This is a genomic window from Pseudomonas moorei, from assembly GCF_042846945.1.
Classification (GTDB): domain Bacteria; phylum Pseudomonadota; class Gammaproteobacteria; order Pseudomonadales; family Pseudomonadaceae; genus Aquipseudomonas; species Aquipseudomonas moorei.
In genome coordinates this window covers 5,093,127-5,119,113 of sequence record NZ_AP035776.1, presented here as the reverse complement: position 1 = coordinate 5,119,113, position 25,987 = coordinate 5,093,127, and the positions used below count along the sequence as shown (strand labels likewise).

General features: G+C 61.1%; 21 protein-coding genes. 6 read left to right on the top strand and 15 right to left on the bottom strand.

What is annotated here, in order from left to right:
• Positions 1-344 precede the first annotated feature (344 nt).
• From chrA to ACGJAX_RS23965, 4 genes are all read right to left on the bottom strand, one after another.
• Positions 345-1,703 carry a chromate efflux transporter gene (gene chrA, locus ACGJAX_RS23980; protein ID WP_390956412.1) on the bottom strand — a complete coding sequence of 453 codons (1,359 nt, stop codon included), beginning with the start codon at positions 1,701-1,703 and terminating at the stop codon, positions 345-347.
• 176 nt (positions 1,704-1,879) lie between these two features.
• Positions 1,880-2,779: a bestrophin family ion channel gene (locus ACGJAX_RS23975; protein WP_390956411.1), complete on the bottom strand. Its 900-nt coding sequence runs from the start codon at positions 2,777-2,779 to the stop codon at positions 1,880-1,882.
• Between the two features lie 6 nt (positions 2,780-2,785).
• Positions 2,786-3,784: a GTP 3',8-cyclase MoaA gene (gene moaA / locus ACGJAX_RS23970; RefSeq protein WP_390956410.1), complete on the bottom strand. Its 999-nt coding sequence runs from the start codon at positions 3,782-3,784 to the stop codon at positions 2,786-2,788.
• A 434-nt stretch (positions 3,785-4,218) separates the two neighbouring features.
• Positions 4,219-5,070, bottom strand: coding sequence for a CAP domain-containing protein (locus ACGJAX_RS23965; RefSeq protein WP_090320466.1), 852 nt, complete (start codon positions 5,068-5,070; stop codon positions 4,219-4,221).
• Between the two features lie 142 nt (positions 5,071-5,212).
• Here ACGJAX_RS23965 and ACGJAX_RS23960 point away from each other — a divergent pair, with 142 nt between their 5' ends.
• Together ACGJAX_RS23960 and ACGJAX_RS23955 are read left to right on the top strand one after the other, a co-directional pair.
• Positions 5,213-5,833, top strand: a complete 621-nt coding sequence (locus ACGJAX_RS23960) for a cell wall hydrolase (protein WP_390956409.1) — start codon at positions 5,213-5,215, stop codon at positions 5,831-5,833.
• Between the two features lie 226 nt (positions 5,834-6,059).
• Positions 6,060-7,583, top strand: a complete 1,524-nt coding sequence (locus ACGJAX_RS23955) for a glycosyltransferase family 39 protein (RefSeq protein ID WP_390956408.1) — start codon at positions 6,060-6,062, stop codon at positions 7,581-7,583.
• A 70-nt stretch (positions 7,584-7,653) separates the two neighbouring features.
• On the opposite strand, the gene ACGJAX_RS23950 is transcribed toward ACGJAX_RS23955, so the two are convergent.
• From ACGJAX_RS23950 to ACGJAX_RS23940, 3 genes are all read right to left on the bottom strand, one after another.
• On the bottom strand, positions 7,654-11,145 hold the full coding sequence (locus ACGJAX_RS23950) for a hypothetical protein (protein WP_390956407.1): 3,492 nt from the start codon (positions 11,143-11,145) through the stop codon (positions 7,654-7,656).
• A 213-nt stretch (positions 11,146-11,358) separates the two neighbouring features.
• Entirely contained in the window at positions 11,359-11,874 is a 516-nt protein-coding gene (locus tag ACGJAX_RS23945) for a DoxX family membrane protein (RefSeq protein ID WP_390956406.1), read from the bottom strand.
• Positions 11,875-12,240: 366 nt separating this feature from the next.
• Positions 12,241-13,032: an N-acetylmuramidase domain-containing protein gene (locus tag ACGJAX_RS23940; protein WP_390956405.1), complete on the bottom strand. Its 792-nt coding sequence runs from the start codon at positions 13,030-13,032 to the stop codon at positions 12,241-12,243.
• A gap of 164 nt (positions 13,033-13,196) precedes the next feature.
• Here ACGJAX_RS23940 and ACGJAX_RS23935 point away from each other — a divergent pair, with 164 nt between their 5' ends.
• A complete protein-coding gene (locus ACGJAX_RS23935) occupies positions 13,197-14,699 on the top strand; it encodes an aldehyde dehydrogenase family protein (RefSeq protein ID WP_390956404.1) in 1,503 nt (500 codons plus the stop codon).
• A 41-nt stretch (positions 14,700-14,740) separates the two neighbouring features.
• Here ACGJAX_RS23935 and ACGJAX_RS23930 read toward each other — a convergent pair whose 3' ends face one another.
• The 3 genes from ACGJAX_RS23930 to cynS form a co-directional block, all read right to left on the bottom strand.
• The gene (locus ACGJAX_RS23930; RefSeq protein ID WP_090320489.1) at positions 14,741-15,400 is read right to left on the bottom strand and encodes a carbonic anhydrase; all 660 of its coding nucleotides are present in this window, start codon (positions 15,398-15,400) and stop codon (positions 14,741-14,743) included.
• A gap of 33 nt (positions 15,401-15,433) precedes the next feature.
• A complete protein-coding gene (locus tag ACGJAX_RS23925) occupies positions 15,434-15,670 on the bottom strand; it encodes a DUF2790 domain-containing protein (RefSeq protein WP_090320492.1) in 237 nt (78 codons plus the stop codon).
• A 90-nt stretch (positions 15,671-15,760) separates the two neighbouring features.
• Positions 15,761-16,228, bottom strand: coding sequence for a cyanase (cynS, locus tag ACGJAX_RS23920; protein WP_090320495.1), 468 nt, complete (start codon positions 16,226-16,228; stop codon positions 15,761-15,763).
• Positions 16,229-16,350: 122 nt separating this feature from the next.
• On the opposite strand from cynS, the gene cynR reads away from it, so the two are divergent.
• The gene (gene cynR / locus ACGJAX_RS23915) at positions 16,351-17,232 is read left to right on the top strand and encodes a transcriptional regulator CynR (RefSeq protein WP_390956403.1); all 882 of its coding nucleotides are present in this window, start codon (positions 16,351-16,353) and stop codon (positions 17,230-17,232) included.
• A gap of 87 nt (positions 17,233-17,319) precedes the next feature.
• Here the strand turns inward: cynR and ACGJAX_RS23910 are convergent, their stop codons facing one another.
• From ACGJAX_RS23910 to ACGJAX_RS23900, 3 genes are all read right to left on the bottom strand, one after another.
• Positions 17,320-17,649, bottom strand: a complete 330-nt coding sequence (locus ACGJAX_RS23910; RefSeq protein ID WP_090320500.1) for a hypothetical protein — start codon at positions 17,647-17,649, stop codon at positions 17,320-17,322.
• Between the two features lie 521 nt (positions 17,650-18,170).
• Positions 18,171-18,674: a GNAT family N-acetyltransferase gene (locus ACGJAX_RS23905; protein WP_090320503.1), complete on the bottom strand. Its 504-nt coding sequence runs from the start codon at positions 18,672-18,674 to the stop codon at positions 18,171-18,173.
• Positions 18,675-18,780: 106 nt separating this feature from the next.
• Positions 18,781-20,721: a DNA topoisomerase 3 gene (locus ACGJAX_RS23900; RefSeq protein WP_390956402.1), complete on the bottom strand. Its 1,941-nt coding sequence runs from the start codon at positions 20,719-20,721 to the stop codon at positions 18,781-18,783.
• A gap of 259 nt (positions 20,722-20,980) precedes the next feature.
• Here ACGJAX_RS23900 and ACGJAX_RS23895 point away from each other — a divergent pair, with 259 nt between their 5' ends.
• Positions 20,981-21,349: a DUF427 domain-containing protein gene (locus ACGJAX_RS23895; protein ID WP_090320506.1), complete on the top strand. Its 369-nt coding sequence runs from the start codon at positions 20,981-20,983 to the stop codon at positions 21,347-21,349.
• A gap of 117 nt (positions 21,350-21,466) precedes the next feature.
• Here the strand turns inward: ACGJAX_RS23895 and ACGJAX_RS23890 are convergent, their stop codons facing one another.
• Together ACGJAX_RS23890 and ACGJAX_RS23885 are read right to left on the bottom strand one after the other, a co-directional pair.
• The gene (locus ACGJAX_RS23890; RefSeq protein ID WP_090320507.1) at positions 21,467-23,089 is read right to left on the bottom strand and encodes an MFS transporter; all 1,623 of its coding nucleotides are present in this window, start codon (positions 23,087-23,089) and stop codon (positions 21,467-21,469) included.
• 226 nt (positions 23,090-23,315) lie between these two features.
• Positions 23,316-24,962 carry a GMC family oxidoreductase N-terminal domain-containing protein gene (locus ACGJAX_RS23885; RefSeq protein WP_390956401.1) on the bottom strand — a complete coding sequence of 549 codons (1,647 nt, stop codon included), beginning with the start codon at positions 24,960-24,962 and terminating at the stop codon, positions 23,316-23,318.
• A gap of 120 nt (positions 24,963-25,082) precedes the next feature.
• On the opposite strand from ACGJAX_RS23885, the gene ACGJAX_RS23880 reads away from it, so the two are divergent.
• A complete protein-coding gene (locus ACGJAX_RS23880) occupies positions 25,083-25,985 on the top strand; it encodes a LysR family transcriptional regulator (protein ID WP_090320512.1) in 903 nt (300 codons plus the stop codon).
• Positions 25,986-25,987: the final 2 nt, after the last annotated feature.

The window sequence follows — 25,987 nt, the reverse complement described above, 5'->3', positions numbered from 1 at the left end:
ACGGACAAAGATCCGTTGCGTGCGGGCAGCGATAGCAAAAAGGCAGGGGAGGCTCGATGCGTCGAAGACGCAATCAGGCGAGCAGGCAGCTATCCGGCGGGCGTGCGGAGTGACGCAGTTTTGAGCGGCGCAGGGCCATGGGGAGGTTGACGATGCGTTTCATCAGGCAATGCCGTCCGCGACCAGCAGCGAGGTGGTCAGGATCGAGACATCCAGCAAGGGGTGCTCTGACGGCGAAGTGCGCATGACTCATGTTTCCAGGAGGAAAACGTCGGTGGCTGGTAAACAGCCATCCGGGGATGGCTGGATACTAGGGGTGAAAGCGGCATATGTAAATCTTTGATTCAGTGCAGCAGGTGCACGCCCAGTCCGATCAGGCCACAACCGAGCAACACTTCGATGACTCCGCGCTTGAACCGAAGCAAGGCAATGGCGGCCGCGATGGCGATCAGCAATGAAGGCCAGTCCAGCTGTCCGGCGAAGCCCTTGGGCCACAGCACGTGATAACCAAAAAAGCACGCCAGGTTAAGAATCACGCCGACCACCGCGGCAGTGATCGCCGTCAGTGGCGCGGTGAATTTCAGTTCGTTATGGGTGGACTCCACCAGTGGCCCGCCGGCGAGGATGAACAGGAACGAAGGCAGGAAAGTGAACCAGGTCACCAGCGTGGCCGCGAGGGCGCCGGCGACAAAAGCCTGATCGGGGCCGAACACAGGATGGACATAGGCGCCGATAAAACCGACGAAGGCCACGATCATGATCAGCGGCCCCGGCGTGGTTTCGCCCAGCGCCAGGCCGTCGATCATCTGCGTCGGCGTCAGCCAGCCATAGTGGCCGACCGCGCCCTGATACACATAGGGCAGCACCGCGTAGGCGCCGCCGAAGGTCAGCAGGGCCGCTTTGGTAAAGAACCAGCTCATTTGCGTCAGCGTGCCTTCCCAGCCGAACAGGGCGGTGAGGGTCGCCATCGGCAGTGTCCACAACGCCGCGCCGATCAGCGCCAGGCGCAGCAGTTTCCAGCGACTGAAACGGGCATGGTCGGGGGGCGGCGTGTCGTCGTCGATCAGTGCCGGGCCGAAGGATTTTTTCGCGTTGCCGTGGCCGCCCGTGGTGAATTTATCCGGGGCCAGGCGTCCGCCGAAGTAACCGATGATGGCCGCGCCCAGCACGATCAGCGGAAACGGCACGTTGCCGAGGAAGATCGCGGCGAATGACGCTGCGGCGATCGCCCACATCCAGCCGTTCTTCAGCGCACGGGAGCCGATCCGGTGCGCGGCTTGCAGCACAATCGCGGTCACCGCCGGCTTGATCCCGTAAAACAGCCCGGCCACCACCGGCACTTCACCGAAGGCGATGTACACCCAGGACAGGGCAATCAGGATGAACAGCGATGGCAGCACAAACAGCGCACCGGCGATCACGCCACCCCAGGTCCGGTGCATCAGCCAGCCGAGGTAGGTCGCCAGTTGCTGGGCTTCGGGGCCGGGCAGCAACATGCAGTAGTTGAGGGCATGCAGGAAGCGCCGCTCGGAGATCCAGCGGCGGCGCTCGACCAGTTCCTGGTGCATGATCGAAATCTGTCCGGCCGGTCCGCCGAAGCTGATGAAGCCGAGCTTGAACCAGAATCGGAACGCTTCACCGAGGCTGATCGGCGCCGGCTTGGTCAGTTCGGCGGGGCTGTTTGGGGAGGGCGTGAGGCTCAAGCGAATGTTCCTTGTGCGGGGGCGCTTTGAGCCGCTGACTGTAGCCATGAAGCGGGGGTTTGAACAGTCGGTTTTACCCGACCGCTGTGGGAGCTGGCTTGCCAGCGAGGGCGGCGGCACATCCGGCTTGGACGTCGACTGACAGGCCGCCATCGCTAGCCGCCCCCCGCGTTTTTTCAGTTCAGGACAAAGTCCACCGGTTCCAGTTGTGGCGGCAGTTCCGTCACGCCCAGTGCGTCCAGGACGTCGCGCTCGATGTTGCGCACGATGGCGTCGGTGGGCAGGTCGTTTTCGTCGCGGCCGAACGGGTCTTCCAGTTCATCGGCAATCGCATCCAGCCCGAAAAAGGTGTAGCTGACGATCGCGGTGAAAACCGGTGTCAGCCAGCCCAGGGGTTCGGCCATTGCGAACGGCAGCAGGATGCAGAACAGGTAGATGGTCCGGTGCAGCAGCAAGGTGTAGGGGAACGGCAGCGGGGTGTTTTTGATCCGTTCACAGATCGCCTGGGCGCGGGTCAGGTTGGTCAGGTGACCGGCAATGATTGTGTAGCGCCATTCATTGATGGCGCCCGACTCGCTGAGTGCCGAGCACTGTTGGCCAACCTGCATCAGTACTTGCCCGCTGATGTCCTGGGTGCCGCCCTTGGGAATCGGCTGCAACCAGTCACCGCTGGCGGCCAGTTCGTTCTCCTTGCGCAATCGGGCGTTTAACGCGTGGGCGAAGCCGCAGAGGTTACTGAGAATCGCGTGTCGCTCACGGGCGTCCTTGATGATCTGGGTTTCGCGAATCATCGACCGGACTTCCACGATGATGTCGCCCCACGCCTTGCGCGCTTCATACCAGCGGTCATAACAGGCGTTGTTGCGAAAGCTCATGAAGATCGACAGCGACAAGCCCAGCAGGGTGAAGGGCGTCGCACTGACTTTGGAAAAGTAGCTGGGGTGCAGCGTTTCGATGAACACGATGGCCGAGGCCAGCAGCGTCACCATCAGGCTGCGCAGGGCAATGCGCTTGGCAATCGAACCCTTGAGTGAAGTCAGGACACCGATCAGGTTGGGTTTGGGTCTGACGATCATGGTCTTTCAGCCGCCTGTCATGTTCATGAAGCGCACAACCTGGACATCGTCGTTCACTTCGAAATGGTGCCGATAAGGTTTGAGTTTCATCGCCTCGATGATGGCGTGTTCCAGGCGTTCGGGCTGGCCGGGGTGGCTGCGCAGGACAGCCTTGAGGTCGACGGCGTGTTCGTTGCCCAGGCACAGCAGCAGGCGCCCCTCCACGGTCAGTCGCACCCGGTTGCAGGTGCCGCAAAAATTGTGGCTGTGGGGCGAAATGAACCCCAGGCGAATGTGCGGCGCTTCGGCCAGGCGCCAGTAGCGCGAAGGGCCCTGGGTCGACTCGGCGGATTCAATCAAAGTGTAGCGTTCGGCGATGTTTTCACGTACCTGGGCGCTGGAGAAAAACGCCTCGGCGCGGCTGTGTTCGTGGATGGTGCCCAAGGGCATTTCTTCGATGAAGGAAATGTCCAGGTTGCGGTCGATGGCAAAGCTCACCAGGTCATTGATTTCGTGATCGTTGCGGCCCTTCATCACCACGCAGTTGAGCTTGGTGTTGGGAAATCCGGCCTTGTTGGCGGCGTCGATGCCCTTGATGACCTGCGCCAGATCGCCGGTGCGGGTCAGTTCGCGAAAGCGTTGCGGGTCGAGGCAGTCGAGGCTGATATTCAGCCGCTGGACCCCGGCCTCGAACAATGGCTGAGCCAGTCTGGCCAACTGCGAGCCGTTGGTGGTCAAGCACAGTTCGCGCAGGCCGGGCAGGGCGGCGATCTTCTGGCACAGTTGCACCACGCCCGGGCGGATCAGCGGCTCGCCGCCAGTCAGGCGGATCTTGCGGGTGCCCAGTGCGACGAAGCTTTGGGCCACCTGATAGATCTCTTCCAGGGTCAGCACTCGCTGCCGGGGCAGGAACTGCATGTCCTCGGCCATGCAGTACACGCAACGGAAATCGCAGCGATCGGTGACCGACATGCGCAGGTAGTCCACACGCCGGGAAAACCCATCGACCAAGACTCGCTCTGACATGAGTTCCTCATACGCATTGAATGAGTATCCGCAAAACCTGTAGGAACAAGCTCGCTCCTACCGTTACGAATGACGTGATGTGCGGATTTGTTGAGGGGAGGCTAAGGGCAACTCGGGAGAACGTCCAATCACTATGAGTAACCGGTTGATCGACGGCATCTATGAAGAGCTGTTTTCGTCAGGAACTGACATTTATGTTTTTTAAATCATTGATAAATAACGATAAAAATCTTGGTGTTTATCGTCGATAGAGGGGGCGCAACGAGCGAAAAGGCGACATTAAACGCGCATTCCTGTTCTTTTCACCGTCAAACGATTGATGACCTCAATCAGGTCAAGGTCAACGTCCGGCGCATGAATCGCCGTGGGCGGGCTTGTCGGCGATTACGCTCCGACAAGCCCCCTCGCCACAGAGGTCGTCTCAGGTCAGGTCGCTACTGCGCCCCGAACATCACGGTCCAGTAAATCCCCGCATCGCTCTTCGGATCGGTCGCGTAGGCCGCCCCGAGGTCACGAAACAGCGGGTTCATCACGTTGGCGCAATGACCGGGGCTGGCCATCCAGCCATCGACCACCTTGCGCACGGTGTCTTGCCCGGCGGCGATGGTCTCGCCGATCTCCTGGAAGTTGTAGCCCGCCAGTTCCGCCCGGTCGCCCGGCGTGCGGCCATCCTGGTCCTTGTGGTCGAAGAAGTTTTTATTGGCCATGTTGCGCGAATGCGCTTCGGCGGCGGTTGCCAGCGTGGCGTTCCAGGCCAGTGGCGTGGTGGCGGCAAAGGACTGCGTGCCGCACTGGCGTGCTTTGCTGCGAGCGATATTGAGTTCGGCCAGCAGTTTCTGGCCTTCGGTCTGCCAGTCGCCCAGGCGTGCGCTGAGCAACGGACGGGCGACAACGATGCGCCAGTCACGGTCCTGATGGCTGACACCGACATCGACGAATTGCGGGTCCAGCACGATCTGGCAAAAACTCTCCTGTATCGCTTTCATCGCCGAGGCCGCATCACGGGGCCCGGACAGGCTGATCGCCTGCACATTCTTCATGGGGTAACCGGCGGTCGCCATGGCCTGCTGCAAATTGCCGATGCTGGTGGCGGACAGCACCAGGCGCGGGTCGGCCGACAGCGGCGGCAGCTCCGACGACACCTGACCGGCGCAACGCTGCAACTGGCTGCGGTAGACGTTGATCGATTCGATCAGCTGTGACTCTTCGCTCGCCATCGCGCTGGCGGCAAACAGCAGACCCAGTGACAACCCGGCAAAGCGCATTGCGGATGATAGTGAACGCATGGAAATCCCCCTTGAGCTGACTGCGCCCATGATGCGCGAAGTTACCCCGTCAAGGGCAACGGATTTTCCAGAATGTTGCGGCGAGCGTGCAAACATTTCACTACTACACTTTAGCGCTACTGCCCACTGAGTCTTGCCGACCATGCGCTTCGACTGGATTGCAACCTGCCTCGCAATAATGCTGCTCGCCGGCCCGGCATTGGCCACCGATCAGGAGCAAAAACAACAAGTTGCCAAAGAGAAGGCCGAGGTGCTGGAACAAAAGGCTACGCAAGACAGCAACCCGGCACCGGTACCCAAGGCCCAAGCCATTACCCAGCCTGAAGCGCAGGCCGTGGACCCGGCGGGCAAGGCGCCGCTGGATGACGCCATCACTTGCCTGGCCCGTTCCATCTACTGGGAAGCCAAGGGCAAGGAATCCACCGACATGGAGGCCGTCGCCAATGTGGTCATGAACCGCCTGGGCCACGAAGGCTTTCCCGATACCGTCTGCGGTGTGGTCAAACAAGGCTCGGAAACCAAGAGTTGCCAGTTCTCCTGGTGGTGTGACGGCAAGTCCGACACGGTTCAGGAGGAGGCGCCCTATGCCATGGCCAAGGAAATCGCGCGCAAGGCACTGAACAAGCAGCTGCCGGATCACACCGGCGGCGCCTTGTATTTCCATAACCGCACGGTCAAGCCCGATTGGGCGGACAAGTACGTCAAAACCGCGGATATCGGCTTGTTCAGGTTCTATAAACCCCGTGATGGGGATGCCAGGTAAGCAGGCGCGATCAGCAACGCGCTCTGAAAAAAATTATCCGAACCACCGAAACCTGAATATTTCTGATTTATAAGCTTCATGTCCGGGCCATGCAGTAGTAACTTCATGCGCGCAATCCATCTGCCGACAGGAACCGGTGTTTATCGCCGGCCAGGCCTTTGGCTTTATCGTGTACTTGCGCGATCTGCAGTTGATTGCCCAAAGCAAAAACCTTAAGGAATAAGCTATGCGTCGAACCCTATCGCCCCGAGTCGAATGCCTGGGCCTGATGCTGTTGGCCCTGTTATTGATCGGTGCAGGCCTTGGACTGCGCCAGGCGCAGAACGTCGATGAAGAACGTTTTCTCGGCGTGGCCCTGGAGATGCTGCAAAACGGCTCGTGGCTGATCCCACACCGCGCAGCAGAAATCTACGGCGACAAACCGCCGATTTTCATGTGGACAGTGGCGTTCTTCACCTGGCTCACCGGCAAACCCAACCTCGCGTTGTACCTTCCGGGGGTGTTTTCCGCGGTGACCGTCACGGCGATGGTTTATGACCTGGGCCGCCGGCTGTGGAACCAGCGCATCGGGCGCATTGCCGCGTTGTTGTACCTGGCGACCTACCAGACCTACAGCATCCTGCGCACCGGGCAGATCGACAGCTTTCTGATTCTGTTCACCACGCTGGGCCTGTATGGCCTGGCCCGCCATCTATTGCTGGGCCCGGCGTGGCGCTGGTTCTATGTGGGTTGCGCCGCCATGGGCATCGGGGTGATCACCAAAGGCGTGGGCTTTCTGCCGGCGCTGATGCTGATCCCTTATGCCTATGCGGTACGCAAGGATTGGCCGGGCGTGGTGGCCATGCCGGGCCAGGCGCGCAAATGGTGGCTCGGGTTGCTGGTGATGCTGGCGGCGATTGCGGTCTGGCTGTTACCCATGGCGTTGTCCATCGTATTCAATGGCACCGCTGACGAGGTGGCCTATGCCCGGGAAATCCTCCTGCGCCAGACCGCCGGGCGCTACGCCAACTCATGGCATCACCGCGAACCGTTCTGGTACTTCTTCACCAACGTCATTCCGCAATACTGGTTGCCTTTGGTGCTGGCCTTGCCATGGCTGGTGCCGGCGTGGCGCCGTCAGCTGAAAAAACGTGACGGCCGGGTGCTGGTATTGCTCGGTTGGGTCGCACTGGTGCTGTTGTTCTTTTGCATCAGTGCCGGCAAGCGCAAGTTGTACATCTACCCGGCGCTGCCGGGGCTGGTGCTGGTGGCTGCACCCCTGATCCCCTGGTTGCTGCAACGCTGGTTCAAGCAGCGTCCGCGCTTGCGTCGGGTATTTCCGGCCCTGGTAGCGGCCTGGTTCGTACTGTGGTTCGCCCGCGGGTTTATCGAACCGTTCGCCGAAGGCGCCAATCCGGATCGGGCCGTCATGGCCCAGGCCGCGACCATGAGCCACGGCGCGGACCTGGTGCTGGTCAACTGGGAGGAGGGGCACTGGTTGTTCGCCCGCCAGCCAATCGTGCATTTCGGCATGGACAACTCCTCGGTCGAAAAGGCCGCCCAATGGCTGCGGGAACACCCGCAGGCCTATGCCCTGGTGCCGGCCGATGTCCTGACCCGGTGCTTCAAGCCTGAGGCCGCTCATGAACTGGGCGAAAACTCCCGTGCACATTGGTCGCTCGTCGGCGCCGATGCCGATAACGGTCAATGCCAGCCAGGACCATCCCCCAAGTTCTATCGGTTCGAATGGACGCCAGTCGCCGTGAAGTAGTCAGGGGCATGAACCTTGCGATTGATGTTCAACAGCAATCGCAAGGCTTCCGGTCCCAGGGGCTAACCCTTTAGAACTTGGCAAAATTCAACGCATCGACAATCGCCGAGCCGCCAATCCCGGTCAGCGACAACAGCAGCGCCTTGATCAGCGGGTCTTCGGCATAGCGCGAGAAAGAGCCGGTGTTGAGGGTCGCCACCCGCTCGCGGATCATCTTGAACTTGCCATAGCAAGGCGCTGTTTCCTGGGTTTCCAGCAGGTAGGCGTCGAGTCGTTGCAAGGCCCGGGTACGGGCCTTTTCGGCGGCGCGTCGCAATGACAACGCGGAACCGAGCAGCAACAGCGCCGTCACCAGGTACGAGATGACCAGGCCGGGCGGTGTCGGCCAGTTGTCGAACAGGCTGCTGCGCGAAGCCACCAGGATCAACATGACCACTGTCGGCGCGTAGATCAGCCGGTTGACGGCCGAGGTGCGCTTGGCGATCAGTTGCAAATCCACCCACTCATCGATGCAGGGGTGCTTGAGCATTCCGAAGATTTTCTTGTGCTCGGCCTGCAACGACCCCGGCCAGATCGCGTGATGCTCGCTCAGATGGCGGATAAATCGCGTCAGCAGCAGATTGGCGTCCATGACCCAGAACACCAATACCTGGAAGGTCAGGGTGGGAATCAGCCAGCTCACCATCCACCACATCGATTGGCCGCGAACGGGCATGCCTTCCATGGGCCAGACGACAAACAGCACACTGGTGACGACGACGTAAAGCCAGGTGGCAAGTGCCGTTCGCAGCATGCGCGCACCGAACGAACCACAGATGCAATGCTCACCCCAGAAGCGGGCAATGGAGATCATTTTGCGCCCGTCGGTGCAACTGAGTTGAGCCGACGCACAGGGTTTTGACCAGTCTTCGCTGGCGCTCATCAACGGGAAAAATATCAGCAGCAACCAGTGCCCCAGTTCATTGCACCAGCGCCGCAAGCTCCAGCCTTTGCCTCGGCGCAGCAAACGTCGGACCTGGCCCCATAACGTCATCTCGTATTTGCGCATGTGCAGGCGCAAATGGAAGGTGGTTTCGATTTCGGCGCGGTTGATGCGCAACTTGCGCCAGCCCCAGGTCAATGCCGAGATTGATATCAGCACCGCCAGCAAACGCAACGCCACGGTCGGCCAGGCGCTGATGCCTTCGAACAGGAACATCGGCTCGCCCAGGCCGTTGTCGGTCAGGGTGCTGCGCATCTGGTAGGCCAGCATCAGCGCGAGGATGAACATCACCAGCGGGACCACGATGTACCATACCCAGGCGTCATCGGAGGCCGGGACGGGGCTGGCCATCGGATCCTCGGCCAGCGCCAGTTTTCGGGTGGAACGCCGGGTCAGGTTCAGCGACAGGATGCCCAGCAGGATCAACACGAAGGTGAACCAGAGAAACTCCGCATGCCAGAACCGTGTGGCGATGAAGGCGCACACCGCCGCGACCATGAACAGGCTGATCGGCACGCCGCGCACCCAGGCCAGCCGCGCGTCATGGTCATCCCGCGGACCTTCGATCCGCCACCAGAGGATAAAACCGGCAATTATCAGCAAGGAGAACGTGAGCGGCCCGGCCCAGAAAAAGGACTGGGTTTGTTTGAAACGCTCGCGGATCGATGGTGACGGTTCAGGGTAGGGCGGTGGCGAGGGATCCTGCAGGCAGCGCAGGGCCATGAGGTCGTGGGGGCGAATGCCGCGATCGGATTGCGATTGCGTCGGCGCCTGGCAATTGACCGGGCGCGAGGCGCTAAGCCGGGTCGCCAGGGGAATGAAGCCACTGATGCCGACTTCATAAATGCCCGGCGAAAGCAGCTCCGATTTTGAATAGTCGAATTTCGCACGCTTGACCTCGAATGACTGCGGCGCCAGCGCCGCCAGCACCGAGACAAATACGGCACTTTGCAGGCTGTCGCGAAACGGCGGCACATCTTGTTGCAGGGCGCGGGTCAGCGTGAGCCCGTAGGGGGCGGCGAGGATCAGGTTGCGGGTGGTCTGCGCCTGGCCCCGTTGCAGCATGCGGGCATCGAGGTCGGTGGAAAAGTACAGTTTGTAGGGCATCCGGCTCTTGAGTGCCTGCAACACCAGCAGCTTGTCGTAGGCATCCACGCCCAGTATGCCGATGGCGCCAATGCCGCTCTGGCCGTTGCGGTGATAAGTCGCGTCTTCGCTGGCGATGTGGTCGGCCAGGCGTCGCAGGTAGTCGAGCTGAGAATTGCCGTCGGCTTTTTCCAGCGGGCTGAGGTCGATCTGAGTGGTCCCCGCCGTGTTTTTGCTGGCATCGGTGCTGGCGGTCTTGTCGGTGCTCGCCGATTCCTCCGGCAGACGCCCATCCAGGCCGCGTAAATAGCTGAAGCGCAAAATCCATTGGTCGACCGCTTCGCGCTGGTTCTTTTCGCTGTCATTCAGGTGCGCGTCCCGGGCCACTTGCATCTTGAAGCTTTCGATCAGCGCGCGACTGTAGAAACTGTCCCATTCGGAAATCAAGGCGATGCGGTTGTCGCTGCGCCGCAGCGTGCGCGTGCAGGGTGAATCGGTCCTGCGCTGCGTGCCTTCGCCGCAACGCACGCCGATGGCCGGGTCGACGCGGCGCAACTGCAACTCTTCGAGCATCAATTGGGTCATGGTGCCGTCGTCGCTGACGGTGCGCAGCAACTTCATGGGTGGCCGATTGGCCAGCGGCGGTGACAACGGCTGGTAGCCGCGATCCAGGGTTTCGTTATCGGCGGTGGCCAGCGGTGAGTAGATCTCGACATTCGGCGTGGCCTTGCCGATGTCCTGATCCTGGAACATGTCCCGCAGCACGGTTGAGGTCGAGGGGCCGATGACCTTCAGCACGGCCTGCCCGGGCGGTTCGGCGCAGGCTGTGGGGGCGCACGCCGCAGCGACTTTCTGGTTCAGGGTCTGGCGCAGGGTTTCCAGGCTTTGCAACGGCGTCGGGCCAAGTGCGTCCTGTTTCAACCAGAAAACAATCGTGCGGTCGGGAGGAGGTGATGCGCCTTCAAGCGCTGTCGGCGGATCGAAGGAGTTGGAGATGAACACTTCATAGGGCGCGTCGACGAAAGCGCTTGCCTGCGGCGCGTCGGGGGACAGAGTGTCGGAGAGTCTCAGGCAGTGAATGTACTGCTCCTGATCCGGTACCCGATGGGAGTTCTTGAAGCCGGCCAGCAAGGCGTAGCGAATCCGCCGGCGTCTTTCGACCTCATCGGCGTAGGGGCCGCCCTCGACCAGCGCGACCATGATGTCGGGCAGCGGTTTAGCACCGGACAGCGTTGATAGCGCAGGGCTGCAAACGTTCGCGGCGTCCGGGTTTTTGCTGTCGCCGAGCTTTTTGCGATAGCGCTCCACCGCGTCGAAAGGGTCCTGCCAGAGCCGTGCTTCGATAGGCAGTTGCGCCTGGAATTGTGCACCGACGGGGCGCGGCTCAAGGAAGGGTTCGCGGTTGAGGGCGAACATCGATACCACCAGACTCAGGATGACTGCACTGCCTGGCAACCAAAAGGCCAGGTTCGTGCCCGAACCCTTGCTGTCCACGGCCTGTGCCTCTTGTTGTCGGCCAACTGCGTACAGTTATGTATAGACGCAAACAACCAAGGGGTTTGGCCTGAATGGACGATTATTTGCCCGATTTGCCGCTGACTGACCGTTGTAGGAGCTCGCTCGCGATGGACGTCAACGATAACGCGAACATCTGGATATACGCGGTACCGGGGAGTGCTTCGCGAGCGAGCGCCTACAGGTGATGATTCAGACCGGGCTGCGATGCCAGAAGCATCGCGCCAGCAGCGCATCGAGACTGAACTTGCCAGGGCCTGACAGCACCAGCGGCACCAGGGCGGCGAGGTAGATCAACGGCAGTTTGAAATTGCCATAGCCTTTGTTGGTGATCGAATAGCCCTGAGCCAGGTCGCTCAAGGTCGACCAATCGGCAGGCCAGTGAACAGCGGCGGTGGCGACGATGGTCACCACGATCAGGCTGATCGCCGAATAGCGCGTGGCCAGTCCCATCAGCAGGGCGAGGGCGCAGATCAATTCCACCCACATCGACAGTTCCCAGTTCAGCGTGGCCGGCAGGTGGTTGAACGGAAACAGGAAGCGGTCCTGGATGTCGGCAAACCAGTTTTCGCCATTGAATTTCTCCAGGCCGGACTCGAAGAATTCCCAGGCGAGGAACACGCGCAGGGTCAGGGGCGCTATCCAGCTGCCGGCACGGTCAAGGTTCAGGTGCAGGCCTTTCACGGCAGAGGAAATAGAGGCATTCATGGGCGTTGATCTCCTTCAAATCAGGGGTGTCGGGCGACGTGTGTGCCCGTTAGCGCAAGGATCGGCTTGGCCAATCGACAGGCGTATTTGATCAACCGGGTGTATCTGCGGTGTGTCGCGGGTGCGGGGGGTTGAAGGCGTGATGTGTCCAGAGCCGGGCTGTACACACTTTGATACATGGCCATCTCAAGTCATCGCCACCGTCCTGTGGGAGCGGGCTTGCCCGCGATGACGGTCGCACACCCAACATTGAAGGTGGCTGACCCACCGCTATTGCGAGCGAGCTAGAGCCTTGAACGCCTGCAATCGGCGGTCTGAGGCCCCATGCCCCAGAGCGTGTCCGGGGCCGTTTGCATGGGGTTCGAGTCAGTCCGATAACGCCAGGACCCGGCTGCGCAAGTGGTCCAGGGTTTCGTCGTTGAGGACCGTGGTCAGGTCAAGCCCTTCTTTGGCCTGGAACAGGTTCATCGCGTCCCGGGTCTGCTTGCCGAGGATGCCGTCGATATCACCAGGGTGCCAGCCGAGGTACGTCAGGCAGGTTTGCGCCATCCGAATCCGCAGATCGGGTGTCCCGCCATAAGAGAACTTTTGATACGCGGCACTGAGGCGCAAGTCATAGTTGTTGATGGCGTAGTTGGGGCCGTTGTAGCGACGGGCGAAATTGGCCCAGTCCTTGGCCCGCAGCGCCGCCACCGAACCCCCGCCGATCAGCTCGCCCACGGTGCACAGCAGTTGTTCGTTCTCGGATGCGACCATGCGCTTGACCATCGCCTCGACATCCGCCGAGCCCGTGGTGGCGAAATTGAAGCCCATTGTCTGGCCCAGTCCCCAGGAGGTGCTTTGCAGCGCTGCGTTGCGATTCAGGCTGATGGCCTGATTCAGCCGATCATATTGATGCGCCCCCGATGCGCCATAGTTGCCAGGGGTCTTGCTGCTGATATCCGGGTATTGGGTGTCAAACGCCTGTTGGGTCAAGCGGCTGAAGACGTGACGCTCAAAAAGAATTTTCGGGCGGCGGTCGGAAAAGAATCCGTTGCCGGAGGTTTCTACTGCTAGCACAGCCCAGAGTTGCGCAGCACTGACTTTGGCCAGATCCAGGGCATTTTCCATTCCTTCGTCGTCAAGCGCCGCGCCATGGCTGGTGAATTCATCGCTCATGGCGGCCTCCTTCGAAACAGCAAATACCGGTGTACGGTTTAAGCGTAGGCGGGCCGGGCCTGTGCCGGCGGTTTTGCGATCATCGGCGCAGGGCTACGGCGGATGACGCTCAGGGACTTTTGCTATACATTTTCCGCCCGCCCATTGCATGGTGAAACCGCTTCATGTCTCTCGCGCTCGAACGTCTAGTCGCTGGCACGCCGATCCCTTTCGCCGGTAATCGTGTCACCGTGGTCAGCCCCGAACTGGCAGCACGCTTTCAGCCCGGCGACCACCTGTTGGTGGAGCAGGTCAGCGGTGAACTGCTGTTGATTCCGGTGGCTGACCAGCAGGCGGCGTCGGTTGCGATTGCCCGAGCCGAATCGGCGTTTACCGCGTTGTCGGCGGTGTCGGATCAGGCGATCAGCACCTTCTTCGACCTGTTTGCACAACGTCTGGAAACCCCGGACTGCTGGGCCCTGATCGAGGCGGCCAACCTGGCGGACATCGAGCGGGCCAAGGCTCGCGGTCGTTCGACCACGCGTTTGCTGGCCGATGAGCGCATGCGCCGCGACATGATTGCCGGCCTGCGCGCCTGGCGCGATGCCCCGGCGACACGGGGCAAGGTGGTCAGCTGCGTCGAGCATGACGGCTGGAAAGTCGAGCAGGTGGTGTCGCCGCTGGGCATCGTCGCGTTCGTCTTCGAAGGCCGGCCGAACGTCTTCGCCGACGCCGCCGGTGTACTGCGCACGGGCAACACCGCCGTGTTGCGCATTGGCAGTGATGCCTTGGGCACCGCCCAGGCCATCGTCACTCACGCCTTGAATCCGGCCCTGGCCGACGCCGGTTTGCCAACCGGCGCGGTGTCGCTGGTGGAAAGCGTCAATCATGCCGCCGGTTGGGCGATGTTCGCCGACCGGCGTCTGTCGCTGGCGGTGGCCCGGGGTTCGGGTCGCGCCGTCAGCCAGTTGGGCAGCATTGCGCAACAGGCCGGCACCGCCGTCAGCCTGCACGGCACCGGCGGGGCCTGGCTGATTGCCCACAGCGACGCCGACGCCACACGTTTCGCCGCGGTGGTGCGCAACTCCCTCGACCGCAAGGTCTGCAATACCCTCAATGTCTGCCTGATCCACCGCGACCGCGCTTCCGAACTGGTGCCGCTGTTCCTGGAGGCGCTGCAACAGGCCGGCAAGGCTCGGGGCCAGGGCTGCAAGTTGCACATCGTCGAAGGCAGCGAAACCTATCTGCCAGCGCAGTGGCAAAGCGCGACCGTCGAGGTCTATCGCGCCGAAGGCTACCGCACCGAAGCACTGGCCGAACCGCTGCCGGAAGATCAGTTGGGCCGTGAGTGGGAATGGGAAGAAACCCCTGAAGTGAGCTTGAAGATCGTCGACGACCTGGACAGCGCCATCGCCTTGTTCAATCGCTACAGCCCGCAGTTCACGGTGTCGCTGCTCAGTGAAGACGCGGCGACCCAGGAGCGTTTCTACAACGCGGTCAATGCGCCCTTTGTCGGCAACGGGATTACCCGTTGGGTCGACGGTCAGTACGCGCTCAACAAGCCGGAACTGGGCCTGTCGAACTGGGAGAGCGGTCGCCTGTTTGCGCGCAGTGCGATTCTCTCCGGTGATGGTGTGTTCACCATCCGTAGCCGCATGACGCAGACGGATCTGTCGGTCAAGCGCTAGAAAATGGCGCAGCGGCTGCCTCGGCGGTCGCTGCGATTGGCTCAGGCCGCTTCAACGGCTTTGCCGTAGACGGCACAGGTGCCTGGGTGTTCGGCCAGCGACACGAAGGTGCGGCTGCCGGCATCCAGGGCATCGATCGAACCGGTCTCGATGTCGTAGACCCAGCCATGCAGGTTCAGCAGGCCTTTTTCCTGGGCCAGGCGCACGCTCGGGTGAGTCTGGATGTTGGCCAGTTGGGCGATGACATTCTCGCGCACCATCGAACTGACTTTGGCCGCGTCATCGGTGTGGGGCCGGGATTCGTTGATGACTTTCGCCGACTCGGCGTGTTGCAACCAGCCGCTGACGGCGGGCAGGTGGTCCATGCATGTGCATTTGGCGACGGCGGTCATGGCGCCGCAGTCGGAATGGCCACAGATGACGATATCGGTCACACCCAGCACCGCGACGGCGTATTCGACGGTGGCCGACACACCACCCGGATGGGGGCTGTAGGACGGCACGATGTTCCCGGCGTTACGGATCACGAACAGCTCACCGGGTTCTTGCTGGGTCAGCAGTTCCGGCACGACGCGGCTGTCGGAACAGGTGATGAACAGCGTGCCCGGGTGTTGCGTGGTGGCCAGGTGCTTGAACAGGTCGGTGCGTTGCGGAAAGACTTCTTTCTGGAACTTCAAAAAACCGTCTATGAGCGCTTTCATGGGGGCATTTCCTTTCAGTTCAGTAGTTGGGGATCAGTTGGAACAACCGGTGCCGAACACGCTGTATTGCAGAATGTGGGTCGCGCCTTTGGAGTCCTGGTACGTCATTTCAACGGGGACAACGCCGCAGATGTCCGCAGGTGGCGTGATGTTCACGACCTGCGCGATATCCAGTGTCATGCCGTATTGATAAGGCACGACGGCTTCCCGGGCTTGAACCTGGGCGGACACGCCCGCTATCAGCGAAAGAACCAGCAGAATTTTTTTCATGGGGCATCCTCCAGAGCAGAGTGGTGAGTGCTAAACCGTTGTCGGGTTTTGTCGGGTTGGGCCCGTACCGGAGCGCGGGCCGGTCGCCACTCAGAAAGGGCGCAGGGGCAGGAACTTGCCGTCGAGGGTAATCACTGCGCGGGAGCCGCCTTCCGGGTCTTCGACTTTCTTCATGTCGAGCTTGAAGTTGATCGCGCTGATGATGCCGTCGCCGAATTGCTCATGAACCAGGGCTTTCAACGTGGTGCCGTAGATCTGGATCATTTCGTAGAAGCGGTAGATGGTCGGGTCGGTCGGGACACCCGAAAGACTGCCGCGCAGCGGGATGATCTGCAGACGGGCTACCGAGTCGGCGTCCAGTTCGAGTTTTTCGCCAATCACTTTGGCGGCGCTTTCCGGCAATGGATGCTGGCCGAGCAGGGCGGCGGTGACGTATGCCAGGCCAAGGCCGGTGCCGTCAGCCAGGTCCTGCCAGGACAGGTTCTTGCGCGCCTTGGCATCGAGGATTTCGGTGGTCAGGGCCAGGCTTGGGTCGTTATAAGCGTGGGACTGTTGCATGGTGTTTCTCCTGTCGCAGTGGGTTGTGTTTCGGTGTGAAGCCATCTTCTGCCGATTCACCCATAGCGTCCAAGACCGATATACAATGCAAGGCATAAGTACTGCCTATAGATGGTGAGCCCATGTTGCTGCGTCATTTGCGTTATTTGCTGGCCGTGGCTGATCACGGCGGTTTCACCCGCGCCGCCGAGGCGCTGCACGTATCCCAGCCGACCCTGTCGCAACAGATCCGGCAGCTGGAAGAAGCCCTGGGCGTCAGCCTGTTCGACCGCACCTCGCGCACGGTCAAGCCGACCGACGCCGGCCAGGCCTACATCGAATGCGCCCGTCGGGTGCTGGTGGAACTGGAGGCGGGCAAGCGAGCGCTGCATGACGTGAAAGACTTGTCGCGCGGCTCCCTGCGCCTGGCCATGACGCCGACCTTCATGGCGTATCTGGTGGGGCCTCTGGTGCGCGACTACGTGGCGCGGTTCCCGAACATCCATCTGGAGATTTTCGAATTGTCGATGGACGACATCGAATCGGGGCTGGCGGAGGATTCGCTGGATATCGCGATTGCGTTTGACCAGGTGCGCAACGCCGACATCGAATCGATCCCGGCGTTTACCGAGACACTGGGCTTGATGGTCGGTCGGGCCCACCCGCTGTATGAATGCGAAGGCGCGCTCGCCAATGAGGCAGTGGCGCAACTGGAGTTTGCGTTGCTGACCGCGGACTTCGTCACCCGTACGCGCATCGACGAGTACTTCGCCCAAGGACAGATCACGCCCAAGGTGGCCATCGAGGTCAACTCGGTCAATACCTTGCTGGAAGTCATTCGGCACACGGCGATGGCGACTATCCTTCCGGAGCCTATTGCAACCAGCGATCGCGCGTTGCGCAGGATCCCTTTGGCGGGGGAGGCGCCCCGGCGCGGAGCGGCTTTGCTGCGGCGTAAAAACAACTACCACAGTGCGGCGTCGTTGGCGTTTGTGCAGTTGGTGTTGGGTGCCGATATATCTTGATCAGCAAATATTGGTGCATGGGCTTCGAAACTAAAAAGGGCCTGCTCTTGTTGGGAGCAGGCCCTTTTTATAGTTGAGTCAGTTTAATCAGTAGAACCGGTCAATCACCCGAACTTCGTTCTGGTTCTGCATCGATGCCCAGGCCTGTTTCAGGGTTTGCAGAACATTACCAATGAAGTCCTTGTCGGCCGCGGCTTTCTTGCCGACGTAGCCCTGGCCGCGACGGTACATTTTCAGTCGGGCGAGCAGGTTCTGGTTGTTCTGATCAAACTCCGCTTCATGGGCATGCGGGGACAGGCAGTCGATATGAACCTGGCCGGTCTTGCTGATCCAGAGGATATGGCTGTCGTGGCTGTCTTTTTGCGCAGCGAACATACGGGCCAGTTCTTCGATAGTTGGTTGATTGTTCAAATTCATCTTAAAACCCCTTGACCATTTGGTGATCTTTCAAAGTTGATTCGCTAATACAAGTAGCCCATCGGTTAGTTGATCCCTGGCACCGAAACCAGGACGTCAGCAGTCGTCCGCCAAATTCGGCGGGGCCCTGCGTCTGTTGCATGTAGTCGTGTTGAATAACTGCTACGCGTTAGCGTCACAACGAAGAGAAGCAGCGAATACCTTCAGGCCACTGCCGACGTTTTCAGGGTCGGGCACAAGCTTCATGAGGATGGATCGCTAGCATTTCTCGCCCTTGTACTGGACGTTCAGGCCAGGTCAGCTTCTTCAATCTGCCTTGTGGGCAGCGTGTATCCGGAAAAAACAGCTCGGCGGTCAGACGAGCTTGCTCAAGCGTGTTGCGTGTACTCCCGATCGGGGAGACGTCTGCATCATGCAAGGGCAAATCGAAGGCGTCAACGGTTTTGTAGTGAATATTTTTAGTCACTACATATTGTCGGACAAAGCTGTCTGGAATTAAAAAACGTAACCGGGTGTTCGGGTCAGGACGACGGCAGCAAAGCTTCGAAGCGGTAAAAGGTGCAGGGATAACCCTTTACCGTCAGGGAATGTCGGGTGAAGCCCTCTGCCACGAGATCGGGCATGACGGCGGCCCAGAACAGCCGCGCGGGTTGATTCACTTCGATGTGGAAAATCTGCCATTGACCGGGGAATCGGCTCAAGAGGGTGGAAACGACAAACTTCGCGACACCCCGGCCACGAAAGCGCCGAGCGACGAACAAGTAACCAATGTTGTGCTCGGCACCGGGCAGGTGGGTTTCGTCGTCCACTGTTACAAAACCAGCCAATTCCCCGTCCACTCTGATCAGAAACGCTCGGGTCGAGGGTTTTCGCCAGTAGTCGGTCAGGGGCAAGATGTTGAAGAGGCCGTGTTCAGCGAGTTTCAGTGGCATCCACTCACTGAAGTCGTAGGTATAGAACTGCATCAGGCATTCGATGGTTTCCAGGTCATCGCGCTGTGCGGCGTGCAGTGCTATCGAGGACATTACCTGCGGCTCCTGGCATCAGTCAGTCAAGGATAGACGGAACGGTGAATGGCTTGTGGGGGGATTTGTCGCGAGGGAGCAAGCTCCCTCGCCACAGGGGTAAGTGTCAGGCTTTGGGGGCCGTGCGTTTGTTGACGGGCGATGTCTTGCGCTTGGCCGGTTTACGCTTGTTTTTCCAGGGCGTCGCGCCACGTCCGGCGGGGCTGGCCGGACCGCTGATGGTCAGACTCAGGCCGGCGCAACGGGCCACTTGCTTGCTCATCCACGCCGCCTGTTTGGTGACGAATTCTTCAAGACTCATTTCGCCGCTCTGCACCATGTCCAGCGCCTGCTCCCAGATCGCCGTGGTACCCGGATCGGCAATCGCCCGCGGCACTGCATCGATCAGGCTGAAAGCGGCAGGTGTGGCGGCCAGTGCCTTGCCGTTCTTGACCAGGTACCCACGGTCGAGCAGGCCCTGGATGATCGAGGCGCGGGTCGCTTCGGTGCCGATGCCGGTGGTGTCCTTGAGTTTTTGCTTGAGCAGCGGATCTTCCACCAGTTTGGCAACGTTCTTCATCGCCTTGATCAGATCGCCCTCAGTGAAAGGCTTGGGCGGTTGGGTCCAGAGGTCCTTGAGCTGCACGTTGGCCACCGCGCACTCAATGCCTTCCATGAGGTTGGGCAGCGTTTGCGGGGCCGGTGCTTCACGGCCCCTGGCCGGGGCAAGTGCTTCGGGCAGTGCACGTTTCCAGCCGGGCTCGACGATCTGCTTGCCAACGGCACGCAAGGCTTCACCGGCGCAGTCGAAGTCGGCCTGGGTACGGTCGTATTCGTGATTGGGCAGGAATTGGGCGAGGTAGCGTGCGCGGATCAGGGTGTAGACCGCCCGTTGTTTGCCCGCCAGTTTTTCCAGGTTCTTCGCGGCGGCGGTGGGGATGATGCCGTGGTGCGCGCTGACCTTGGCATCGTTCCAGGCCCTGGAGCGCCGTTGCGGTTCGAGGTAATCGTGCAACGCGTTCAGCGCCGGATCGGCCTGACGCAGCGCCGCCAGAATGCCCGGCGCTTCGCTGTGCTGGCTGAGGGGCAAATAGCCGCAGTCACTGCGCGGGTAGGTGATGACTTTATGGGTTTCGTAGAGCGCCTGGGCGATATCGAGGGTTTCCTGGGCGCCGAGCCCTAGTTTCTTCGAGCAGACTTCCTGCAAGGTGCCGAGGTCGAACGGCAGCGGCGCCACCTCGCGCATGCGCTCGGTGCGCAGCTTGATCACCCGGGCGCTCGCGGCGCCTGTCATCGCAGCTGCGGCTTGTTGGGCCAGTGCCTGATTCAGGCAGCGCTCCTGATCGTCGCAAAGCTCCGAGGCGGCCCGCCATTGCGCGGTGAATGGGGTGCCGTCATGCAGCAGCTGGACATCGATGGCCCAGTAAGCGACCGGTACGAAGTTGGCGATGCTGCGATCGCGATCCACCACCAGGCGCAAGGTCGGCGTTTGTACGCGACCGACCGGCAATACGCCCTGATAGCCGGACTGGCGACCCAGCAGGGTGAACAGCCGACTCATGTTCATGCCGATCAGCCAGTCGGCCCGGGAACGCCCCAGCGCCGAATGGTAAAGGCTGAAGGTTTCGGCGCCCGGCTTGAGGGCGGCGAGGGCCTTGCGGATCGAGGCGTCGTCCAGTGCCGACAGCCACAAGCGGCGGATCGGCCCACGATAACGGCAATGCTCCACCAGTTCCCGGGCGATCATCTCGCCTTCGCGGTCGGCGTCGGTGGCGATGATCAGTTCGTCGGCCTCGCCGAGCAGGCGTTTGACGGCTTTGTACTGGCTGGCCGTGCGCGGTTTGACGGTCATTTTCCATTTGTCCGGAATGATCGGCAGGTCCGCCAGCACCCAGCGCTTGTAGCGCGCGTCATAGGCGTCCGGCGGCGCGGTTTCCAGCAGATGGCCAATGCACCAGGTCACGGTGACGTCTGTTCCCAGCCAGCAGCCATCGCCGCGGCGCCGCGCGCCGAGCACGGCCGCAATGTCTTTGGCCTGGGAAGGTTTTTCACAGAGGTACAGCCGCATAACCATCGTCGTCGATCAGTGTCCGGAGAGGTGCACAGAATGGCGGGATATGGACTCGGGGGCAATCTTTATCTGTATGGATGTACAGTTAGTGCGTTGCGATAATTTGCCTGGTCCGTTCGGCTGCAAGGCGGTCATGCCTGCCGAATCTGGGTTATACCTGATGAATCGTGGTCTCGGGTCATGGGGCTGCTGCGCAGCCCGTCGCGGGCAAGCCACGCTCCCACAGGGTCAATCATCGTCGTGAGGAATGCATTCCATGAAAAGCTCCGGTCCCAGCCCTGTCATCACCATCGCCGAGCAGCCCGGTTGCCTGCTGGTGAAATTTCACGGAATCCAGGTGGCCGCCTCCTCGCGCGCCCTGGTGATGCTGGAGGCCAATTACCCTCCGGTGTACTACGTTCCGCGAGAGGACATCGACGAGAAATATTACGCCCGCACCGATCACACCAGCTATTGCCCGTACAAGGGCGATGCCAGCTATTTCAGCCTGCAGGTGCCGGGTCATGAGGGCGCCAATGCGGTGTGGAGCTACGAGAATCCCAAGGTGTCTGTCAGGCAAATTGAAAACTACGTGGCGTTTTATCCGGATCAGGTGACGTTCGAGTTGCTTGAAATCGAAGAGTGATATTCACGCTGACTTTCACAATACCTGTAGGAGCGAGCCTGCTCGCGATGGTGTGTCAGTCAACGCGATGACAACTGATACTCCATCGCGAGCAGGCTCGCTCCTACAGGTTTTCCCTTAATTTTTGTGCAGGTCCACGTTGCGGGTCTCGCGCAAACAGATCATTCCCACCACCAGGCTGACGCCGGTGATCACCACCGGGTACCACAGCCCGTAGAAGATATCGCCGGTGTAGACCACCAACGCAAACGACACCGTCGGCAGAAACCCGCCGAACCAGCCATTGCCGATGTGGTAGGGCAGGGACATCGAGGTGTAGCGGATGCGCGTCGGGAACAGCTCGACCATCAGCGCCGCCAGCGGCCCGTAGCACATCGCGGAAATGATGATCAGCGCCACGATCAGCGCGACGATCATCGGTTTGTTGATCTGCTGCATGTCGGCTTGCTGCGGATAGCCGGCAAGGGTCACGGCACCGCGCAATGCCGCTTCGTCAAATCCGTCGATCTTCACGTCGCCAACGCTCACTTGCACCGTGCTGCCGGCCGGTGCCACTGCGCTGGAGTACGGCAAGCCCTGTTTGACCAGGAAGGTTTTGACCTTGTCGCAGGGGCTGTCAAATTTCGCCTTGCCAACCGGGTCGAACTGAAAGGTGCAGGTGGCCGGGTCGGCCAGCACGGTGATCGGTGCCTGACGGCTGGCCTGGTCGATGGCCGGGTTGGCGTAGTGAGCCAGGGATTTGAAGATCGGGAAGTACAGCGCGGTGGCCAGCAGCAGGCCGATCATCAGCACCGGCTTGCGCCCGACCTTGTCCGACAGCCAGCCGAAGAAGATGAAGAACGGCGCACCAAGGGTCACGCTGACAATCAGCAGGCCGTTGGCGACGGCAGGGTCCATTTTCAAGAATTGGGTGAGGAAGAACAGCACATAGAACTGCGCGGCGTAGAAGGTCACCGCTTGCCCGGCGTTGATGCTGAACAGGGCGATGAGCACGACCTTGAGGTTTTCCCATTTGCCGAAGGAGTCGCGGATCGGCGATTGGCAGAGTTTGCCTTCTTCTTTCATTTTCACGAAGGCCGGCGACTCGTGCAGGCTCAGGCGAATCCAGGTCGAGATGCCCAGCAAAATGATCGAAAACAGGAACGGGATGCGCCAGCCCCAGACTTCGAACTGATCGCCCGTGAAGTAGCGGCAACCGAGCACCACCAGCAGCGATAACAGCAGGCCAAGGGTGGCGGTGGACTGAATCCAGCTGGTGTGAAAGCCGCGTTTGCCGATAGGCGCGTGCTCTGCGACGTAGGTCGCGGCGCCGCCGTATTCGCCGCCCAGGGCCAGGCCCTGAAGCATGCGCAGCGCCACGAGAATGATCGGCGCGGCGATGCCGATGCTGGCGTAATTGGGCAGCAGGCCGACGCAGAAGGTCGCCAGGCCCATGAGGATGATGGTGGCGAGGAAGGTGTATTTGCGTCCGATCATGTCCCCCAACCGGCCGAACACCAGGGCGCCGAACGGCCTCACGATGAAACCGGCGGCGAAGGCCATCAGGGCGAAGATGAACGCCGTGGTGTCGTTGACCCCGGCGAAGAACTGCTTGCTGATCACCGCCGCGAGGGCGCCATAGAGGAAAAAGTCATACCACTCGAAGACCGTTCCGAGCGACGAGGCGAAGATGACTTTCTGGGTGTCCTGGCTGGTACGCGCGCTGCGCAAGCTTTCCAGGGGCTGAACGTGTTCTGACATATCGGTATCCCTCACAGTGATTGTTTTTGTTGTTCCACTGTCGGCGCCGTCCTTGTGGGCTGGTGCCGCTACTTCGATGTATCGGATGTACGCGTTTGCGCAGGAGCGAGCTTGCTCCGGGCGGCGTTCCGACGATGAACTTGAGAGCGCACATGGGTGTCAGGTTGTCAGCGTTATCGTTGACGACCATCGCGAGCAGGCTCGCTCCTACAGTGTTCGTGTGGATTCACGAGTGTGTGACCCGTTCCTTTGTCTCGGTGATGCTCCTTGTGTGGGGGCTGAGGATCAGTTGTGCGGCTTTCTCGGCGATCATCAACGTGGGTGAACAGGTATTGCCCGAAGTGATGCGCGGCATGATCGAGGCGTCGGCGATGCGCAGACCGGGGATGCCGTGCACGCGCAGTTCGGCATCGACCACGGCGTGCGTGTCGTTGCCCATCCGGCAGGTGCCGACCGGGTGGAAAATCGTGGTGCCGATCCGGGCGGCGGCTTCGTGCAATTGCTCTTCGCTTTGCAGGATGTCGCCGGGCAGGTATTCGACCGGATTGAACGCCTTCAGCGCTGGTGCGGCGACAATGCGCCGGGTCAGGCGAATGGCGTCGGCCGCCACGCGCAAATCCTCCGGATGGCTCAGGTAATTGGGTTGAATCAGCGGTGCCTCCTGCGGGTTGGCGGAGCGGATTTCGACCCGGCCACGGCTCTGCGGACGCAAGTCGCAGACCGAGGCGGTAAAGGCCGGGAACGCATGCAGCGGTTCACCGAAGCGCTCCAGGGACAGCGGTTGCACGTGGTATTCGAGGTTAGCCGACGTCTGTTCCGGCCCCGAGCGAGCGAAGGCGCCGAGCTGACTGGGCGCCATGGACAGCGGGCCGCTGCGGTCATACAGGTAGCGCAGGCCCATGCCCATCTTGCCCCACAGGCTGCCGGCGATCTGGTTCAGGGTACGGGCATTTTGCAGTTTGTAGATCAGGCGCAGTTGCAGGTGGTCCTGCAGGTTGCCACCCACGCCGGCCAGTTCATGCGCGACGCCGATGCCCAGGCGTTGCAGGAGCGGGCGAGGGCCGATCCCGGAGCGCTGGAGGATGCTCGGTGAGCCGACGGAGCCGGCGCACAGGATGATTTCCTTGCGGGCCTTGAAGGTCCTGGCCTGATCCTGCCAACTGGCGCTGATGGCACTGGCACGACCGCTTTCCAGCAGCACGCGGTCGACCTCCACGCCGGTCAGCAAGGTCAGGTTGGGGCGATGGCGGATCGGCTTGAGAAACGCCTTGGCCGCATTCCAGCGGATGCCGGCCTTCTGATTGACCTGGAAGTAGCCGCAGCCTTCGTTGTCGCCCCGGTTGAAGTCATCGATGCTGGCGATGCCGCTTTGCTCGGCGGCGCTGCGGAAGGCATCGAGAATCGGCCACGACAGACGCTGGCGTTCGACCCGCCACTCGCCGGCACTGCTGTGAAACGCCGAGTCGCCGGCAAAGTGGTTTTCGCTCTTCTTGAACAGCGGCAGGACGTCTTGCCAGCTCCAGCCCGAATTGCCTTCGGCAGCCCAGTTGTCGTAGTCGCCCGCCTGGCCGCGCATGTAGATCATGCCGTTGATCGAGCTGCAGCCCCCGAGCACTTTGCCGCGCGGATAGCTCAGGGCACGGCCTTGCAGGCCGGGTTGGGCTTCGGTCTTGAAACACCAGTCGGTGCGCGGGTTGCCGATGCAGAACAGGTAGCCCACGGGGATGTGAATCCACGCATAGTTGTCGCGGCCGCCGGCTTCGAGCAGCAGTACGCGGTGCTGCGGGTTGGCCGACAAGCGATTGGCCAGCAAACAACCGGCCGGGCCGGCCCCGACCACGATGTAGTCGTACTCATCAAGGGAAGTCTGCATCCCTGACCTCATGTTGTTGTTCTTGTTGGGATCCATCCTAGTTGTTAGCTTTCGTCAAAAGAATGTTAGTTTTTGCGCAGCTGCTGTTCGTTTTTAAACACCTGTAAACAAGGATGATTCATGTTCGACTGGAATGACGTGCGGTTTTTTCTCGAATTGCAGCGTAGCGGACGTTTGCTGACCGCTGCCCGGCGCTTGAACACCACCCACGCCACCGTTGCGCGGCACATCGAGGCCATCGAAAAAAGCCTCGGCACCGCGTTGTTCGTCCAGCATGCGCAGGGCTATGAGTTGACGCCGGCCGGCGAAGCGCTGCTCAAGCACGCCGAAGCCATGGAGAACGTCGCACTGCTGGCCCAGGAGGAAATCACCCAATCCACGGCGCCGCTGGGCAAGATTCGCGTGGGCGTGACCGAGGGCCTGGGCATCATGTTCCTGGCCAGCCGCATGAATGGCCTGTTCGAGCGCTATCCGGGGCTGGAGGTCGAACTGGTGGCGGTGCCGCGCTTTGTCAGCATCCTCAACCGCGAGGCGGAAATCAGTATTCACCTCGAGCGCCCGGCCGCCGACATGCTGGTCACGCGCAAACTCACCGACTATCGACTGGCGCTGTACGCCAGCCAGGATTACCTCGACCGTTCGCCCGCGCTGCACAGCCGCGAAGACCTGGGCCGGCATGCGTGGATCGGTTATGTCGACGACTTGCTGTTCAGCCAGGAACTGATGTTCCTCAACAGCTTCTGCCGTAATCCGCGTGTGGTCTTCCACAGCACCAGCGTCATCGCCCAGCATCAGGCTGCGCGCGCAGGCCTGGGGATCGCGGTGCTGCCGTGTTACATGGCCAGCGCCGACCCCGGCCTGGTGCCGTTGCTGCCGGACGAGAGCATCCAGCGCAGCTACTGGATCAGCACCCGCCGCGAACTGCACAAATCCGTGCGGTTGCGCGTGTTGTGGGATTACGTGGTGGAAATGTGTGAGCGGGAGCAGGACCTGTTGCAGGGGGCCGTCCGCGCCCCCGCGTAGTC